The 18,073-nt window shown below is 29.8% G+C and carries 17 protein-coding genes and 1 pseudogene; 2 read left to right on the forward strand and 16 right to left on the reverse strand.

Features of this window, described 5'->3' with window-relative positions; genetic code table 11:
* Positions 1-267 precede the first annotated feature (267 nt).
* From T483_RS0117245 to T483_RS0117265, 5 genes are all read right to left on the reverse strand, one after another.
* Entirely contained in the window at positions 268-567 is a 300-nt protein-coding gene (locus T483_RS0117245; protein WP_207641438.1) for a hypothetical protein, read from the reverse strand.
* Positions 539-814 (reverse strand): hypothetical protein, encoded by a 276-nt coding sequence (locus T483_RS0117250; protein ID WP_155268510.1) that lies wholly within the window; start codon positions 812-814, stop codon positions 539-541. The genes T483_RS0117245 and T483_RS0117250 overlap by 29 nt, the downstream gene beginning before the upstream one ends.
* A gap of 4 nt (positions 815-818) precedes the next feature.
* Complete coding sequence (locus T483_RS0117255) at positions 819-2,192, reverse strand: hypothetical protein (protein WP_026887969.1); 1,374 nt, start codon at positions 2,190-2,192, stop codon at positions 819-821.
* A 304-nt stretch (positions 2,193-2,496) separates the two neighbouring features.
* Positions 2,497-3,465: a tyrosine-type recombinase/integrase gene (locus T483_RS0117260; protein WP_026887970.1), complete on the reverse strand. Its 969-nt coding sequence runs from the start codon at positions 3,463-3,465 to the stop codon at positions 2,497-2,499.
* On the reverse strand, positions 3,452-3,829 hold the full coding sequence (locus tag T483_RS0117265; RefSeq protein WP_026887971.1) for a hypothetical protein: 378 nt from the start codon (positions 3,827-3,829) through the stop codon (positions 3,452-3,454). Before T483_RS0117265 ends, T483_RS0117260 begins: the two co-directional genes overlap by 14 nt.
* Before the next feature lie 662 nt (positions 3,830-4,491).
* On the opposite strand from T483_RS0117265, the gene T483_RS0117275 reads away from it, so the two are divergent.
* Entirely contained in the window at positions 4,492-7,014 is a 2,523-nt protein-coding gene (locus tag T483_RS0117275; protein ID WP_026887972.1) for a hypothetical protein, read from the forward strand.
* Between the two features lie 52 nt (positions 7,015-7,066).
* Here T483_RS0117275 and T483_RS30195 read toward each other — a convergent pair whose 3' ends face one another.
* From T483_RS30195 to T483_RS0117315, 8 genes are all read right to left on the reverse strand, one after another.
* Positions 7,067-7,726 (reverse strand): hypothetical protein, encoded by a 660-nt coding sequence (locus T483_RS30195; protein ID WP_026887973.1) that lies wholly within the window; start codon positions 7,724-7,726, stop codon positions 7,067-7,069.
* A gap of 67 nt (positions 7,727-7,793) precedes the next feature.
* Positions 7,794-7,988, reverse strand: coding sequence for a hypothetical protein (locus T483_RS0117285; protein ID WP_026887974.1), 195 nt, complete (start codon positions 7,986-7,988; stop codon positions 7,794-7,796).
* A gap of 86 nt (positions 7,989-8,074) precedes the next feature.
* The gene (locus T483_RS0117290) at positions 8,075-8,257 is read right to left on the reverse strand and encodes a hypothetical protein (RefSeq protein WP_035790313.1); all 183 of its coding nucleotides are present in this window, start codon (positions 8,255-8,257) and stop codon (positions 8,075-8,077) included.
* Positions 8,258-8,609: 352 nt separating this feature from the next.
* Positions 8,610-8,912 (reverse strand): hypothetical protein, encoded by a 303-nt coding sequence (locus T483_RS0117295; RefSeq protein WP_026887976.1) that lies wholly within the window; start codon positions 8,910-8,912, stop codon positions 8,610-8,612.
* On the reverse strand, positions 8,905-9,660 hold the full coding sequence (locus T483_RS0117300; protein ID WP_026887977.1) for a ParA family protein: 756 nt from the start codon (positions 9,658-9,660) through the stop codon (positions 8,905-8,907). The genes T483_RS0117295 and T483_RS0117300 overlap by 8 nt, the downstream gene beginning before the upstream one ends.
* Before the next feature lie 259 nt (positions 9,661-9,919).
* Positions 9,920-10,009: a helix-turn-helix domain-containing protein gene (locus tag T483_RS32665; protein WP_196244895.1), complete on the reverse strand. Its 90-nt coding sequence runs from the start codon at positions 10,007-10,009 to the stop codon at positions 9,920-9,922.
* Positions 10,010-10,304: 295 nt separating this feature from the next.
* Positions 10,305-10,589, reverse strand: coding sequence for a hypothetical protein (locus T483_RS0117310; RefSeq protein ID WP_026887978.1), 285 nt, complete (start codon positions 10,587-10,589; stop codon positions 10,305-10,307).
* Between the two features lie 754 nt (positions 10,590-11,343).
* Complete coding sequence (locus T483_RS0117315; RefSeq protein ID WP_026887979.1) at positions 11,344-12,018, reverse strand: recombinase family protein; 675 nt, start codon at positions 12,016-12,018, stop codon at positions 11,344-11,346.
* Between the two features lie 623 nt (positions 12,019-12,641).
* Here T483_RS0117315 and T483_RS30575 point away from each other — a divergent pair.
* A pseudogene (locus T483_RS30575) lies at positions 12,642-13,972 on the forward strand (IS3 family transposase).
* 113 nt (positions 13,973-14,085) lie between these two features.
* Here T483_RS30575 and tyrS read toward each other — a convergent pair.
* The 3 genes from tyrS to T483_RS0117345 form a co-directional block, all read right to left on the reverse strand.
* A complete protein-coding gene (gene tyrS / locus T483_RS29365; RefSeq protein WP_051560431.1) occupies positions 14,086-15,414 on the reverse strand; it encodes a tyrosine--tRNA ligase in 1,329 nt (442 codons plus the stop codon).
* A gap of 301 nt (positions 15,415-15,715) precedes the next feature.
* Positions 15,716-16,765 (reverse strand): zinc-dependent alcohol dehydrogenase, encoded by a 1,050-nt coding sequence (locus T483_RS30200; RefSeq protein ID WP_051560433.1) that lies wholly within the window; start codon positions 16,763-16,765, stop codon positions 15,716-15,718.
* A 219-nt stretch (positions 16,766-16,984) separates the two neighbouring features.
* A partial coding sequence (locus T483_RS0117345; protein ID WP_026887981.1) for a glycosyltransferase family 4 protein occupies positions 16,985-18,073 on the reverse strand: 1,089 nt, incomplete at its 5' end.

The following is an 18,073-nucleotide window of genomic DNA, read 5'->3' on the forward strand; positions in this document are numbered from 1 at the left end:
TTTGCTTCAGTTCTCTGGGTAAGCCCTGTAGATGCATAAATATTGTTAGCAACAGTATAAACATCTGTATTATAGGTATCTTCACTTTCATTTTCTGTAATTTCAATATTTTGCTGATAATTTGTATTTTCTACTGCTGCTAAAACTTTAGTATTATTAATGTATATACTTGAAAATAAAACAACCAGAACACTGATTGCATATATATAATTTTTTCCTTATCATCGGGGTTCAGGTAAACTGCTCGTATCTCAAAATCTTTATCGCTTAATTTATCATCTTTTTTAATTCCGGTCCTGATATCTTTACTTGGAACGAAATAAAATTGAAGTTCAAGTGTCTTTTCGAAATCTTTCTTGTTTTGAGTCCTTTAACAGTTGTGTCTACAGTTATATAATTGGCTCCCGTCAGTGCTTTATATTCAGTAGCCTTTGACGGATAGGTCATGTTTGTAATTTTAATATTATTATCCTTTAAGTACTTTTCGAACGCTTCTTTTGGGCTCTTATCCTTAAATTCATCTGCTAAGTTATATCCATCACTTTTTTCGTTCATCCATCTTATCACGGAAATATAAATTTATATAGGCGATTCCGTCATGCAATAATGCCTTATCTAGCAAAGATGTATCTTGAAAATAATCATCCACCAGGTTATTTTCTGAAATAGTAGTAAAGGCTTCTTCTGTAGTTATGGTTGTACTTTTAGTTGAAGTTTTAAGTATGTTTTCGTCAACAGTTTTGCTAGACTGCCCACATCCTACTACAAGATACTCTATAGAGTAAGGCGCCCCGCAGAGCGAAGGAACACACACTAATTTAAAGAGCATTTTTCGATACACTATTTAAAATTCTTTGTACCTTACCTAATGTTATATTTAATTCATCTGCAATCTTTCTTAAACTTAACCCTTGCTCCTTTAAATCTAATACTTTAATCTTAAAATCTTCTAGCTCTTGTTGTTTTTTAGTTAATCCTTTTTCATTTCTTGGAGTTCTTCTCTTATTGTTTCTATCATATTTCTCTTTTTTATCAATAAGGGTAGTTAATTGCTTTTGTTCATCTTCGGTTATTTCTAATAATTTTATTAATTTCTTACTGGTATAATTATATCCTCCACGTTTGTATGTCCCATTAGCCTTTTCTTTAAGCCACTCTTCATATGCCTTTTCTGCACTCTTGGTTTGCTTTATTACTTCTGTTTCGCTAAGTGGAGATGCAAATCTATTATTAAATTCTATTGTATCCTCTAATGCTTTCTGCGGATCTCTGGTAAACAAACAACTATAATATCTATATAAAAAACACATAAATTCTCTTTGTCCATCTACTTTTAATTTCCCATTTTCCCTGCAATAACCTTTTCTTATCTCTTGTAATTTGACTATATCGCATAACCTAGCATAATGTAAATTATGTATATTATATAAATGTTCTACTTTTTTTTCTTTTTCTGTTATTACTGTTTTTTTCTTTTTCTTAATTATCTGATATTCCGGAAAATACCCCTCTACAATTTCGTCCAGCCTATATCTTTTATTACTTAAATTATATATTTTGGCTAACGTATTACTATTTGTATTTCTACTTCCAACCAATCTAAGTACTCTATTTATATCAATACAACTGGCATCTGCCACAAGATCATACATTGTAAAATCCTTAAATATCTTAATTATTTCATTTTCTATCAATGACCAAAGAGTAATCCCTTGCTTTGGAAGATTCTCTAATAACCAATATAATTGAATCCCTCTTCCAGAAGCAACTGTTAAACTCGGATATGGTACTATACTACCAAAATAATCTTTTTCTAAAAAATACATTACAGATTCTATCTCTTTTTTAGTAAATTTCTTTTTTTCAATATGTCTATCCAAATCAACGTACAGAGCATTTATATGTCTTATATATTCTGGCTTTCTTACTGGTATATAAAAACTATTTACGCTTATATACGAATCCTTATTTATTCCTAATATTTTATATATGTTATTTTCCAATTCCTCTTTTTTATAATGGTATTGATTCCATACCCTACCGCTCTTTGCTGCAACTGTTATGAATCCGTCATCATCTTCGTGGACTAATTTAATTTGCCTTACTGCTTGTCCTACTCTACTTTTAGGTACATTTACGTTAAAATCTACATCAGTTAAATTGGTTACTATGTCTTTAACTGCTAAGCTCAATTTTATCCCTCCTGTCGGACGGATAAACTACTTTTCTCCATGAGGTATATATAAATCTAATACTTTTATACACAAATACATTTGCATTCTGCCTATTATATGTTATAATAAGCATATAAGTATGTAGAATAACCCTTAACTAAGGGTTTATAATTAATTATTTTCTTTTGACCGGGGAAAATAGTTTATCAAAAAGTGAGTATTACCAGTACTTACTTTTTTCATGTCCATTTTTATATTTTTGTACATTTAATTAATTATAGCATATAAATATTGTTTTTACCAATTTTCATTTTCTTTTCGCTTATTCTGCAGACGCAAGATAAATTTTTGTAATTTCCTCTCGGTTATGCCCAGCCAGTTCGCTTACTCTTAAATCCGCTTGTTTAGGGGTATTTCCATTCTTTATATAGTATTCTCTTTGTTCTTGTAAATAGGTGTGCCTAAGCCCATGTATAGTCAGGTTTGCCTTATATATCTCTTTGTTTTCTATATGCATTATTCTGGCATCTGCAGACTTAACTCTTTCTGGTTCTTGTATATTCTCTCTATTGTTATACACGAAATTTTGAACTTCCTTGTACGTTGCCTTAAAATTATCTGGCACAAATATCTTATTTTGCTTTTTTTCTTCCCCAAATTCTTTTATTTTTTCTAAGAGTACTCTCTGCTCCAAACGTTCCACCAATTTTTTATTGTCTTTACCATTCTTCTCTTTTGTGTATAATTCGCCTGTATTTAAGGCCTTATTAACACTATTTAAATCTAAATTCAGAATTCCTTCCAATCTGCAACCGAAATTTCTCGCCACATCTAAAATAAGTTCCATTCTTGGACCATTTCCCTTTTCTAAATCGTACTTCTGTGCTACTTCCTTGAAATCATTAAACTCTTTATCTGTCCATGTCCTGTCTACATTGCCGAATACTCGCTTTTTTATTCCTAAACGTTGGTTTGTAGGGATATTTCTTTGATCTATCCTAACTCGATTCGCAAAGTCGCGTATCGCAGACATATAATTCTTTTGTGTAGCAGGGCTTAATCCATTTTCCTGCATTTTTGCAACAAAACTTATTATATGCTTTGCTTTAATATTTTCTATATTATTTATCTTATATTCTACCGCTAGATGCTTACAGAATTCCGACATTGAATCTTTATAAATAGCCTCTGTACGATAACTCTTTTCTTTATTTGCATAAGCCTTACCGGCCTGACTTTCTAGGTTCTGGAACCTATTATATTCTCGTTCATCCATATCACTTATCTTCATTTTGCGACACCTCCTTTCCCTCTAAATACCTTTTAAGAATACGAAGATCCATTAGGTGTTGGTATCTAAAGAAAGCATTCCCATTATGCAAAGCAGTATGCCAATACACAACCCCTCTTAATTCCTCTATTACAATTTTTATATTTCGTCCTAGTGCGAGCATTAACTTTGCATACATCTTTAAATGCTCGTTTTTTATATTTCTTATACTTGTTATTTTTATGTTATTTTCAATTAGAACCTTAGCAACTTTTAGACAGTACCCTTTATATCTCTTTCTAGTTATACTCTTAAATTTGCGAGGATTTATACTATTTAATTCTTCTTTTATTTTGATGTATAAGTTAATTTGTTCACTATTCATTTTTGAAAATCTCCTTTTTTTAATATGTAAAAATGACTAAATTTAATAATCCTAAATGCTAATTTTTAAGCGTTTAGTTTTCTATGTTAATGTGATGCGATTCAAATTTTGCTCTTAAAGTAAGTAAAGCACTAGGGTTAACTCATTTTTGCCTCCCCCCCCGTCTAGTTCTTATAAATAAGAACTAGACGGGGGGGGAATTCGTTCCCACTTTAACACCTTGCTTAACACTCATTTTCCTTCGGTTGTTAAGTAATAGTTTGCCTTGCAACCCTTGTTGCACAAGTGGCAATTGTAAAAAACAATTAGCCTTTGCTAACATAGTTCTTTACTAAAAATATTTATATAAACACTCCTATAATAGGAGTGGAACCCAAATTAATACCTTCTTGTCTAAAATAAAACTAATAGTTTTTGAACTTAGTTCAGTAAGCAAGTCAGCAATCTGTTTATATGCTGATTACTTACCAAATCTAAATTAAATAAAATAAATAATTTTTAAATACATAAAATTCCTTCTTTATATTAATAAAAAGATTTGTCCTTATTATTTTAAAATCTTTTATTTTATTCAAATTTTTTTACACAAAATCAATCAAAAATTGAGATAAGGTTTTTTCAAGATATACTATAGGGGTAAATTAGAAAGGAGGTTCTATACCATGAATTCATGGAAAAAAATTTTTACATTATCTTTAGTAGCATTCCAAATGAGTACCTTTGCTATTAGCAATACTGCTCATGCAGCAGATGATGTTATCACACTTGCAGATATGCATAATTCCAAATATAACTTAAACAGTAATACTAAACTATCCTTTGGAAAATTATATTCGGCTCCTTCCGATACAAGTTCCAAAAAATATTCTTTAATGACAGATGATAATTCCGGACATTGGGCAGATGTTGCAGACGGACATGAACGGACACCAAATATTCCAACTTCCATAACAAATTCAACTGATATGTCTTTTAATCCTGATACTTCACCTTGGCAGGCCAATGCAGTTTATGTTGATTTTCAATTAACCGGTGATGATACAACCATTATAGAAAAGAGTGCTAAAAGATGTTATGATACGAAGGTTGTTGGTGGGAATAGTAATATAGAATATACAGATTTCTGTGAAGACGAAAAAACTCGACCAGATTATAAATATAATGTTATGCAAGATATAATCGTAGGTCCAGATGAAGATCGAGCCAATGGAATAAGTAATTCAAATAATTCATGGGCGTATTACCAACATGGAGATGGATGGGGCTTCGGTGATCAAAGAGAAAAACCTGATGGGAAATATGGCTCAGAAGACGAATACGAAGAGTATAAAGACGATTTAGATGAAGACGAGGATAGAATGAGTAGGCGCGAATATTATGATGAATATTACCCTGATGATGATAATCCTCATTTATATATATTATGTCGTTCTTCAGGAACTAAATGGACAAGGATACACCAATTATATGCAGTAAGCAAAATGCAATTTACGGTTGTCCACGCAGAAGATGTTAATGGTCATGACGTTAAAGGAAATGTTTCAATTGACACTTCTGATATACAATATGATACATCTCCACTTACACCAGAAGAAATTCTTTCACAATATGCTTCTGAAAGTCCTCAAACTTTTAATATGAATAGAGTTAAAGGAACGTTGAAAATTGATGGTGCCAATGGTAATAAAAATGTTGCTGCAAATATAGTAATAAACGCAAAAGTTGTTGAATGGAAACTTGTTGGTTGGGGATTCCTCGAACCAGAAGACGAAGGTCCTGTTGGAACAAACGCTGAAAATGATTGGCCTCAATTTAGCCGTATTTATCCTGAATGGGATATTGATGATCATTGGTTGAATAATCAAGGAGGCTATTGGAATGGTACTGATTGGCATGACGGTTATTGGAATGATGAAAGAACACTAGATAAAGCAATTACTGCAGCAAATGGTTATGCTCCTGTAACAATTAACTTATCTTATAACCGAAACAGTTATAGTAGTTATGATGATGGTTATAACATAGACGAAACAGATCCATATGACTTAATCTCTAAATCTTGGTATGGGTATAATACTAGCCAGCAGTATACAAGAGGTGCTTTTGGCGTAATAGGTAATTGGGTTAACCAAGATATCACTACTCAAATTTATGCAAAAGACAATCTCTCAGGTATTGATACCGATAAAAGTTATGTTTATATTGATGATAAAAGTTGGTATGGACGTGATGATAATACTAGGCATTATTTTGATTTTGGTTCAGAACAAATAAAAACTGGATTCAAGCAATATGCGAATGAAGATGAACTTACCTTTACACAGGATGGTATCTATTATGTACAAGGAAAACTATGGGATGTAGCAGATAATTATCATTCAGATAGTCATGGTGCATACAAGTTAGATAAAACTAAGCCGGATATTCCTCTTTATTCAGATGATACTAGGGCATATATAGATGATCCTTATGCAGTAACAGTAACATTAAGAGATAATCTTTCAGGTGTAGACCATGCAGTATGGGCTATTTCAAGAAATAGTTCCACTTATAATGGCGAGGCTCAACATCTAATAAATGTAACTACTCCAGAAAATAGTCCAAACGCTGCTACATCATTTAATGTACCTATAGACAGTAATGGAACATGGTATATTCATACTTGGGTAACAGATAGAGCCGGAAATGCAACATACAAAGTGTCTAATGGCTATAAATTCTTTAAAATAACTCCTTGCGACGTTACAGTTAATCCTACTACAAATGGAAGTAATATTTTAAGAGGAACTCAGTTTGACGTTGTTACTACAATTCCATACTTTACACAAGAAGATGGAAACAATTCAACACTTCATTACATCATGCCTAATTGGGTTGATGATGATGTAGACCAAAAGGTAAATGGACAATATGCTATTACTCCAGGAACAGTAACAGATACACATTGTGCCCAATATGGACCATCAGATCAAGCAATCCTTTGGAAAGCATATGTTGTACCGTATGGAGTTCCATTAACTAAGAATAGAGATGGTGATGTTGTAGGACCTTACCAAACTGTGATCATAAGGTTACAGTACACAAACTATATTTATGGGGAAAAAATAACGCATGATTTGCCTATAGACTATAGCATAATTCCAGAAGTGATTGTTAAAACAGAAATAATTAATAATCCATTATAATAAGAAATCTCCCTAGTAATTAGGGAGGTTTTGTTATTAAATATATTCTCTTTTAAGAAATCCAAAGCCCGTTTTTATCTACGTGGTAACCGTCAGGTGTTGTTGTATCATAAGCCATTAAGCCATCAGAATAAATGTAATACCATTTTCCACCAGAGTTTACCCAGCCTTCTTTCATTACTCCATTTTCACCATAGTAGTACCAATGTTTATCTCTCCAATTTGCAGTAACATCATCATCTTTAGATCTTTTCTTCCATCCAGTTGATAAAATGCCATATTTATTAAAATAATATTTATTCCCATCAATTATTTGGTATCCATATACCTCATTATAATTTGAATTAAAATAATACCAATAACCATTATCTTGAAGCAGCCATGTGTCTTTAACAAGACTTCCATCTTCTTGAGCATAATGACCAGTAGGTACTCCACTATATTTTGGCTTTGTGCGAATACCAAATTCATCAGTATGTACTAATCCATAGTATTTTCCATCTTTTTTATTATAATATACATATTCATTATCAGTTGGAGCACATTCATTTTCTATAAACTCTTTGTATTTATCATTTTCTGCTGTCGTTAATGTTCTATTATGCTCATTCTCCACTATTGTTACTGCAAAAGCATTTGTTACTGGCAATATTGTAATTAAAGATAGTGCCAAAAGTATACTAACCATTATTTTTTTAGATTTTTTTATCATATTTATTTCCCCCTAATCTTTATCTTTTCCATTTCTATATAGTATAACATGACTTTTCCACAACTTATTAGTTCATGTACTTAACCAAAACTTTTATCGCTTCATCAAGCACATTATCTATATTCTTTAACTTATTTATCAACCGATAGTATCGATGCCTCTCTATTTCATCTATAGAATTAAAAAAATAGTGCCCGACTACGATACATTTGTCCAGTACCTTATATTTTCCATATTCACCTTTAACGATATTACTATTCATTAATACTCTCTCCTTTACAAGAGCAGCCATGAAAGGTATAATCATATTGCAGTATGGTGGCATACCCTTCGTGGTTGCTGCCTTTATTATTTTTTCTCAATAATTATCTTTTTGTTTTTAAAAGTGACGTTCACATCTCTATCCTCTAATGTAATTCCCATCTCATCTAACCAGACCTTAGGCAAACTTATTTTTGGACTATATGCACCTTTGCCTGCAGTTCCACCAGATTTGTTAAACATGACCTTCAAATCTCTTGTTTCTTCCATAGTGATTCTCCTTTCTTATTGGATACCAATACTATTGGTTACCAATATTGTATAACCATTGGTAACCAATGTCAACATATTTTTATAAAAAATAATATCTAAATAGAATTTGGGGCTTTTATATGCTATAGTTAATGGTGTTAAGTCAATGATTCACTGTGTTCACCTCCTTTTGTTGTGAGCACAAATTTGCAGTAGGAAAGAGGAGTAACTATATTGTAGTTGCTCCTCTTGTATTTATCATATCTTTAATAAAGAGCAATCAATGAATTGATTGCTCTTAAATATTACTATACTACTATATTACCTTATTACTAATAATATAGTAATAAGGTAATATAGTTCTTTTAATTTATTCGAATTTTTTTAATTGTTCTGCTAATAAATTAATTTGCTCCTTTTGACTATTAAAATATATATTTATAGCCTTTTCTAAAATGATGCCATATTCTTCATTTGGATTTATTGCCTTAAGAATATTTATTTTATCAATCGCGTCCGAAGACAAAACAAATGTCTTTCTAATCTTTTTACTCTCTTCTTTTACTTCAACATTTTCTTTTGTTTCTTCTACTAAATTCATAGGTTTTTGTAATTCTTCCAAAATACCTAATCCCATTGCACCAATATTATTTTTAATATCTTTTTTAGCCATTCTTTAAAATCTCCTTTGTTAATTCCGTATATTGAACAGATCCTTTGCTTTTCGAATCATATAACATAACTGGAAGCCCAGAACTTTGACTTCTATTTATTGCAGTATTTAAATTTATCTCTGTTTTCAATAATTTGTTGGGGAATATTTTTTCTAATTGCTCTTTAAATTCATTGGCAATGTTGCTGCGACCATCTACTCTTGTTAATAGTATCCCCTCAATTTCTAATTTAGGATTTAAATTAGATTTAACAAGATTTATTATCTTAACTAAACTGCCTATTCCTTGCAAGTTGAATAACGAAGGTTCTAACGGTATTAGTATGCTATCACTTGCCACTAATGCATTAATAACAGTAGTATTTAATGAGGGCGCACAGTCTATTAAAACATAATCATAATTAAGATTCGCTTCTTCTAATAAACGTCTTAGCAATAATTTATTATCTTTAATATTTATTAAGGCATGATCCACATTAGAATACTCTAGATTAGATGGGATTATGTCTAAATTCACTAAAGTTGGTACATTTATTATTGTATCTTTTAATTTTAATTCTTTTTTAAAACAACTAAACAAAGATACCTCGCTTGGAGTTATTCCAACTGAAGCCGTTAAATTTGCTTGGTAGTCGTTGTCAATTATAAGAACTTTTTTCCCTTCCTGAACTAATCCAGCACCAAGATTTACAGTAGTTGTAGTTTTTCCACAACCTCCCTTTTGATTGCAAATACTAATTATTTTCATGGCGACACCCACTTTCATTAAAAAGTAATATAATAATATATATTACCATGTTATTAGTAATATAGTAATTTAATATGTTGTTCATAAAATAATATATTATTATTTTATTACTGATCGCATTATATGTAAATGTTATTTTATTATTAATATTATAGTAACATAGTAATATATATTACTATACTTTGTACAATTAAAAGAGCATGTTAATTTAACTAATTAACATGCTCTTTTAATTGTACAAATTGATGATATTAGAATATTATTCTAATATCTTTTTCACTTGATTTTCTGATATATCATATTCTTTGAATATTTGATTTACGCTATATCCTTCATTTGACAGTTTCAATACTTTGTGGCTAAAAGAAATCCTTTTTCAAAGTTATCTCGTTCTCTCTCTTTTAACTTAAACTCTGTAAAATTCATAAATTCCACCTCCACCAAAATATCATTTTTTAACTTCCTGTACCCTTTCATGTATGCTTTTAACAATATTTCCTTTAAAATGTTTTACCGTATCATCTGTTGAAATTTCTACACATTCAAGTAATATAATAATATATATTACTTTATTACTCTAATATTAGTAATAAAATAATATTTTCATTTTATATCTGTCGGGGCTTCATCCATTCCCTAACTCACTATTCTATCTCTGCTTCCACAACTCTATTCTCAATTACCTGTCCTTTTCCATACGCTCCCCCATGCAATGTATAAGTATATTGTACATTTATTTCTTTAAAGCCGTATTCTTTAATTAGTATACTATGGATATTTTCATAAAGATCCCATTCATCACCACAAATTTTCTCTCGACATTCGTTAACTATATTTTCGTATTCTACTTTAGAAAACTTTCTCTCATTTAGTAATACAAACGATTTAGTATCATCATAGTTAAAATCATATACCTCATAAGCATACATTTTAATAAATCCTCCTAATTAAAGCTACTGATTCTTAGAAAAACAGATGCAAAATCCAAAAAAAAACAAAAAAATTAATGGATCTAGTGCAAATAAACCCATTAATTTCATCAAATTAAATAACATATAAAAGATGTACATCCTTTATCTACCCTTTATTTTTATTTATTATACCACTAGATAAATATATTATTCACTATATTTTAAAAAGTTTAATTTAAATACTGTAATAAAATCAGAGGGTAATTAATAAAGTAACATAATAATATACATTACTTTATTATTAGTAATAAAGTAATATTTTTATTAGGCATCTCTGCAGATTATTATTTTGAATTTTATCTACATAATAACTCGCAAACAATCTAGATACAATATAGAAATAAAAAAATAAGGAAGTGCTAATACACTTGCATTGCTTACTATTCTCCTTCTTTTACAACCTTCTTTTAGTTTTGTTTTGCAATTGCTCTATAAGATTATTTAATTTTTGTATCTCCAGATCATTTTTGCTTAATTCAATCTCATGCTTATTATTTAAATTATTTATAGTGTTTTCTAATTGCTCATGTGTTGCTTTTTCATATTCTGCCTTAATATCTTCTATCTGTTTGTCATATTTATTTTCTAATGCCTTAATACTATCATTATATTCTTCAATAGATTTATTCTTAGTTAATCAATTATTATTGCTCATATTTTAATATGTATTTGTAATACAATACATTGTATTTTGTATGTATTACGTAAAATTTTATGATAAAGCATCCTCATTTTTAACTATTTCAACATACTTTTTTAATGTATTTCTGCTAATATTATGTTTATTCATTAAATCGATTTGCTTAATGCTCCTATCATTAATAAAGGCTTTTATATCTGATCTTAGTTCCTCTGTCATTTTATCAAGTGAATTAAATTTACGACCACTCTTCTTCTCACTTGCTTGAATTCCTTGAATAATTCTTTTTACGATTATTTCTCTCTCTTTTTGCACTCTATCTAATTCAACTATCAATAATAATTTTATTGTGCTTTCCAATGCAGTCTTAGCGACCAAATCTTGTTCACTTGCCACCCTTGTTAAATTCTTTATATAGTCAGTTCCTACGGTCATATTATCTATAAATACTAAATTTATACCCTTTTTCATTAACTCCATATACTTTTTATATCCTGCCTCTGCCTCTCTTGTGAATCTACTTATCTCTTTAAATATTACGGTGTCCCCTTCCTGAAGTAATCTTTCTAACTTTAACCACTCTGGTCTATTAAATGTTGAGCCTGTGCAATCATCTTTAAAACTTAAAGTATATTCAATCTTATTATTTTCAGCATATGCTTTTAAACTTTTTTCCTGTCTATTAAAACTTTGCTTATCTGAACTTTCCTTTGTAGATATTCTCATATAACTAAAATAGTTCCCCATACTTTACCACCTCATAATTATTATATCAATTTAACTATAGTTTATTTGATGTTTATATTATATAGTCACTTAAACTATTTATCAATATATTTTGATAGTTTTTCTATAAACATTTCATCAAATATTTTATTTGACACTTTTTCTGTATAAAGTATATAAAATCCACTCAATTATATATACCAATAAATAAACACCCATAAATTAATATAGATGTTCTTGAAAAGCAAAGCACTGTAAATGAAATTACTTTATCTTAATATCTGTTTGATGGATTTATAGTCTATCAAAATACCAATTATAAATGTAAGTCTTAACTAATGTTTTTATTTACACTTTCCCATTGCTCAAACATGGTTCGTACATTTTTACGGAATATAAAACTTCCTATGTGCTTATAAGACATTATTACTAAAAACACAAGGAGGTAAAACATCATGGATAAATATCAATTAATTATTCTATGCTGTACAGTAGCAAATACTGTAATAAATATATATAACTTATTCCACAAATAAAATCAGGAGCAGTTAAAATGTACCCTATAGAGTAGACACTAAAACAAAAGTCTACCCTATAGGGTTTTTCCATTTATAATAAGATTATAGAGTTAGGAGTGAATACAAATGAGTAAGAAATTCTTTTCAAATGAGGATATAAGTATACTTTTTAAAAATAAATATGTTAAAAGAGTTAGTGAAAAAGGAATTACATATACAGATGAATTTAAAAGACTATTTATTGCTGAAAATGAAAAAGGTAAATTTCCCAGAGAGATATTTGAAGAATGTGGTTTTGATATTAATATAATTGGTTTAAAAAGAATACAATCATCTGGTGGTAGATGGCGCTCCGCATTTCGAAGAAATGGTGTTGAACAATTACAAGATACTAGAAAATAGAATACCGGCAGACCAAGTGAAAAAGACTTATCTTTAGAGGAAAAGTATGAGAAGCTACAAACAAAACTAAAACTTCTACAAGCTGAAAATGAACTTCTAAAAAAGTTAGAAATGTTAGAAAGGGGTGTGGAAAAGAAGAAATAGCAGTGTCATCAAGTGAAAAATTCAAAATTATAAAATATATTATTGAGAAGTACAAATTTAAAAATATGCTTAGTTATATGTGTAAGATTTCAGGCGTTTCACGTTCGGGATATTATAGATATTTTTCATCTATAATTATGAAAAGTCGCGAATCTAACGAAGTTAGAGATTTAGAAATCAAAGAAAATATTTTAAAAGCCTATTATTTTAAGAGGCGTAAAAAGGGCGCTAGACAAATTAAAATGACTCTGAACAATCATTTTAACATAAATTATAATTTAAAACGTATAAGAAGGATAATGAAAAAATATGAAATTACTTGCCCTCATAGAAAAGCTAATCCTTATAGAAGAATGATGAAAGCCACAAAGGAACATACAGTCTTACCAAACTTGTTAAATAGAGAATTCAAGCAAAAATCTCCTGGCAAAGTATTGCTAACGGATATATCTTATCTATTTTTCAAAAATGGTCAGAAGGCTTATTTATCGACTATTTTAGATACTTCGACTAATGAGGTTTTAGCTCATAATGTTTCAAAAAGCTTAAAAATAGATATAGTAACTAATACAATAGATAAGCTAATGCAAAATAACAAGAATATTCTTAGAAAAGATTCATTTATTCATTCAGATCAAGGAGTACATTATACCAGCCCAATTTTTCAAAATAAAGTTAAAAAGAATAAGTTAGGACAATTTATGTCTAGGCGTGGAAACTGTTGGGATAACGCTACGCAGGAATCATTCTTTGGACATTTAAAGGATGAAGTTGATATAAAAACTTGTGAAACATTTGAGGATCTAGTTAAAGAAATAGATGATTATATAGATTACTATAATAACTTTAGAGGGCAGTGGAACTTAAAAAAGATGACTCCCGTTAAATACAGAAATCATCTTTTAAATTAGTCTATCTTTTTTTAAATTGTCCTTGACAAAGGGTACATTTTAGACTAAACACCTTTTTTTCATGTGTCCAGTCTATAGGTATCATTTTAAATAGCATACTTTTTATTTATTTATCAGATTATCTTAATATATTTTCTTTTCCCAACTCTAAATATATTTCCTTTACATTCAATAGATTGTTTTGATAGGTCTTCTATTGATACAGGCTCATAGTTTTCACCAATAAGCATTCGTACACCTTTTTGCTGTACTAATCTTACTAATTCACTTTTACTTATAGCTGATTCTTTAGATAGTACTTCTTTTAATGACTTTCCTTCAGAATAGTTTACCATTTGCGTACTTTCTGGAATTAAAACAGACTTTCCTCCAAATTTCTGATTAAAATCAGTTTCGCTTGCTGCTACAATTCCTTTATCAAAGTAATTAAATGTACCAACTATAACTCTTGCTAAAAGCTGTTTAGCTTCCTTAGGATGTATTATACCTTCTTCCACTTCACTTTTTAGATCTTTTAAATCTTCAGATGTAATTTCAGTTAATTCACGAAACCAAATCCACATAACTTCATCTGGTATTGACATAACCTTACCATACATATCTGATGGCTCCGCTACAATAGGAATGTAATTTCCTTTACTCTTGCTCATTTTTACTAAACGTCCTTGATCATCTTTTACTCCTGTTGTACCAGAAAGCAAGTTATAAGTAATAATGATCTCTGGTTTTAGCTTAGATATTTCCATCATCTGACGACACATATGCAAATTTAAAAATTGATCGACTCCTCCTAATTCAATATCTGGCTTTAATGAAACAGAGTCATATCCCATAAAGAGAGCATATTCTAGTTCTGCTAACGATATACCTACTCCTATATTTAATCTCTTTCTAAAATCCTCTCTTTGCATTAGTTGACTTACAGATATGTTCTTTATAATTTCCACCCAATTCTTCATAGTGATTTTGTTCATCCAACTACTATTACAATATCTCTCGATATCTGTATCTTTAAGATTAATGATCCTAGATGCTTGTTCTTCATAAGTAGCCATATTAATTTTAACCTGTTCTTCAGTTAAAGGTGGTCTATCCTCAATTCTCCCACTTGGATCACCTATCATTGCTGTAAAATCTCCTATAACAAGAACGATTTTATGACCCATTCTTTGAAACAACCTTAAATTAATTAAGGATACACAATGCCCAATATGAATCTCTGGGCCTGTAGGATCAATACCAAATTTTATTTTTAAAGGAATTCCATCTTTCTTAGATTTTCTAAGTCTATCTAAAAGATCATTACCAGATGTGACCGCATCAGGTAAATCTGAGACCTTATCCATAATTCTCTTAAACTGTTCCTCAGCTGTAAGATATGTTAAATCTTCTTCAGGATTCATTAATTTCTCTTCGATACTTCTAATTAAAATATTTTGCATTAGTCTACTAATCCTCCAAATTTATTGTATTAATGTTTATTTTTTATTAATCAAGTTAGTTAACTTAACAATCTTAGTTAAGTATTTTCTTTTAATTGTATATATATTTAAACTTTTTTGAATGACGCATAGAAAAAATATAGCTCTTATCTTAAACTTGACAATTATCACTTAAAATATTCCATCATTAATTGTTATTACCAATTATACAAAATTACATAAAAAAAGTAAATATTTTAACAACCTAATTTTCTCACATAATTTATCAATACTATAATAGTTCAAGAATGTTTGGATAGTTTTACAAAGGTTGAAATACAATTTTAATTAAATTTTCTTCCACTTTTCTTTTTACATAATTCAATCCAGTACAAAAATCAGTTAGAGGTAATCTATGGGTAATTATAGGATTTATATTTATCAATCCTTTACCCATAAGAGAAAGCGCAATTTCAAATTCTTTCTTATAGTCCCATGTTGAATATGAATTACATCCTACAATATTTAATTCTTTATAAAATGCTTCTCGCAAAGGAAGTTTTCCTTCATAATCAAAGTCAAAAACTCCTAAAACAGCAATAGTGCCACCCGGAGCTGCAATTTTAATTGACTTATGTAACGTTACTGATTGTTTTCCCCCTACCGCTTCTATTACTACATTGAAAGAACTATCAAAATTATTTAGCTGGTTATCTACTTGATTCCAATATATTGTTCTGTCTACTCCAATATCTTTAGCTAGTTTTAATCTGAAATCATGCTTCCCCACAAGGGTGACTTGTTTAGCACCAAAAACCTTAACTACCTGACAACAAATAAGTGCAAGAGGTCCATCTCCAATAATTGCAACATTACAATTATCTTTTCTCATATCTAACATTTGTACACAATGTACGGCAACGGCTACTAAATCAGCCATAGATCCTTCAATAAAAGATACTTCTGACGGTAATTTGTATAGTTGATTTTCTGGAACACATACATAGTCAGCAAATCCGCCTTGTAAATTGCGACCTATACTAATCAAATTAGAACATAATTGATATTTTCCTTTCTTACATGCATCACACTGGTAACAAGGGACTAGTGGTTCTACTGCTACACGATCGCCAATTTTGAATTTTTTCGAATCTATTCCTTTTTCTACCACCTCGCCAGCGATTTCATGCCCCAATATTTGTGTTTCTATATACCCCTCAGGTGGCCAAGAATATAATATCTTCTGGATATCACTTCCACACAATCCAACAGCTTTAACTTTAATTTTAACCCACTCTGAACCTGGAAGAAAAGGTTCAGGAATATCTCTTACTTCAATACATTCAACATCATGGCAAATGACTGCTTTCATTTTACTCCTCCTTGTATAAATATAAAAAATTACGGTTGGTTGCTGAATTCCTCAAGCATTAATTTTTCTAACTTTTTTGAAGTTAGATATTTATATTTTTATTCATTGTATGAAAGAGTAAACTCAGGAACTCCATAATGCCCAAGTTTACTCGATTTTTTATTTTTAATAATCCTTGTAGTTTCCTCTTTCTGTCTTATAATTCTTTAATTATCATTATTAAGTACGACTAACAGAAGATTTTGCATTGGTCTTACCATTATACGCATCTATTGTGGCTTTCGCAATATCATTCCAGTCAAATTCTTTTGCCCTTTCTAATGCATTTTTTCCTAAATATTTAGCAAATAAATTATCACTCAAAATTTTATCAACAGCTTCTACAATAGCATTTTCATCACCGGGTGGTATAATGATACCACTCTCATTATTAATTGGAATGTCTTTTAATCCTCCTACACTTGTTACTACAATTGGCTTACCACTAGCCATAGCTTCTAATGCTACTAATCCAAAGGGCTCATAAGTGCTTGGAATAACAACAACATCAGCAACTTTATAAAGCTCACATATATCTGTATCATTAATAAAACCCATGAAATTCACATAATTTTCAAGATTTAGTTTTTTGCATAAACTTTTAATTTCTAATTCTTGACGACCTTGTCCAGCTATAAGTAATCTAACTTCTGAATCGCGTTCTAAAATATTATTAAAGCTTCTCAAAAGATAATCTACTCCTTTTTCTTCTGCTAATCTTCCTACAAATAAGACTATCTTTTTTCCTTTAAAATTAGAAGGTAGGCTTTCAATATATCCTGTATTAGTTCCATTAAATTTTTGTAAGTTAACTCCATTTGGAATAACCATAAGCAAAGATGAGATATCATATAATTGGTTCAATTCTTGCGACATATGGTCACTAACAGTAATCACTCGATCGCATTCTCGCAATGTTATCTTTTCTATTTGTGCCAAAAACTTTAAATAAGGATGTTTGTCTACATTTAGACCATATGTAAAATGAACAGTTGAATATAGAGGAATACCTAATCTTTTAGATAAAAATACTGCCGCTGTAGCAACTACAGCTCCATGAAAGTGAATTAAATCAAATCTTGTAATTTGTGTAACTAAAAGAGCAGTTTCAACTAAGCTCATACTATTTAATTGGAAATTAAGATTCATATCTTCTTCGTAAAAAATAGTTGGTGCTCGATGAATATTAACTCCATCAATGCATTCATATTCATCAACATATTTTTCAGTATATCTTAAATTCCCCCCGTTAAATGTAACTACATGAAC

The organism is Clostridium beijerinckii HUN142, from assembly GCF_000621745.1.
GTDB classification, from domain to species: domain Bacteria; phylum Bacillota; class Clostridia; order Clostridiales; family Clostridiaceae; genus Clostridium; species Clostridium beijerinckii_A.

What these genes read in the sequence shown, in the direction of transcription:
- tyrS (WP_051560431.1), bottom strand. Translation starts at nt 15,414, where the DNA reads ATGCAAAATATTTTAATTAGAAGTATCGAAGAGAAATTAATGAATCCT.
- T483_RS0117290 (WP_035790313.1), bottom strand. Translation starts at nt 8,257, where the DNA reads ATGGAAGAAACAAGAGATTTGAAGGTCATGTTTAACAAATCTGGTGGA.
- T483_RS0117310 (WP_026887978.1), bottom strand. Translation starts at nt 10,589, where the DNA reads ATGTATGCTTATGAGGTATATGATTTTAACTATGATGATACTAAATCG.
- T483_RS0117285 (WP_026887974.1), bottom strand. Translation starts at nt 7,988, where the DNA reads ATGAATAGTAATATCGTTAAAGGTGAATATGGAAAATATAAGGTACTG.
- T483_RS30195 (WP_026887973.1), bottom strand. Translation starts at nt 7,726, where the DNA reads ATGATAAAAAAATCTAAAAAAATAATGGTTAGTATACTTTTGGCACTA.
- T483_RS0117260 (WP_026887970.1), bottom strand. Translation starts at nt 3,465, where the DNA reads ATGAAGATAAGTGATATGGATGAACGAGAATATAATAGGTTCCAGAAC.
- T483_RS0117300 (WP_026887977.1), bottom strand. Translation starts at nt 9,660, where the DNA reads ATGAAAATAATTAGTATTTGCAATCAAAAGGGAGGTTGTGGAAAAACT.
- T483_RS0117315 (WP_026887979.1), bottom strand. Translation starts at nt 12,018, where the DNA reads ATGGGGAACTATTTTAGTTATATGAGAATATCTACAAAGGAAAGTTCA.
- T483_RS0117275 (WP_026887972.1), top strand. Translation starts at nt 4,492, where the DNA reads ATGAATTCATGGAAAAAAATTTTTACATTATCTTTAGTAGCATTCCAA.
- T483_RS0117295 (WP_026887976.1), bottom strand. Translation starts at nt 8,912, where the DNA reads ATGGCTAAAAAAGATATTAAAAATAATATTGGTGCAATGGGATTAGGT.
- T483_RS0117265 (WP_026887971.1), bottom strand. Translation starts at nt 3,829, where the DNA reads ATGAATAGTGAACAAATTAACTTATACATCAAAATAAAAGAAGAATTA.
- T483_RS30200 (WP_051560433.1), bottom strand. Translation starts at nt 16,765, where the DNA reads ATGAAAGCAGTCATTTGCCATGATGTTGAATGTATTGAAGTAAGAGAT.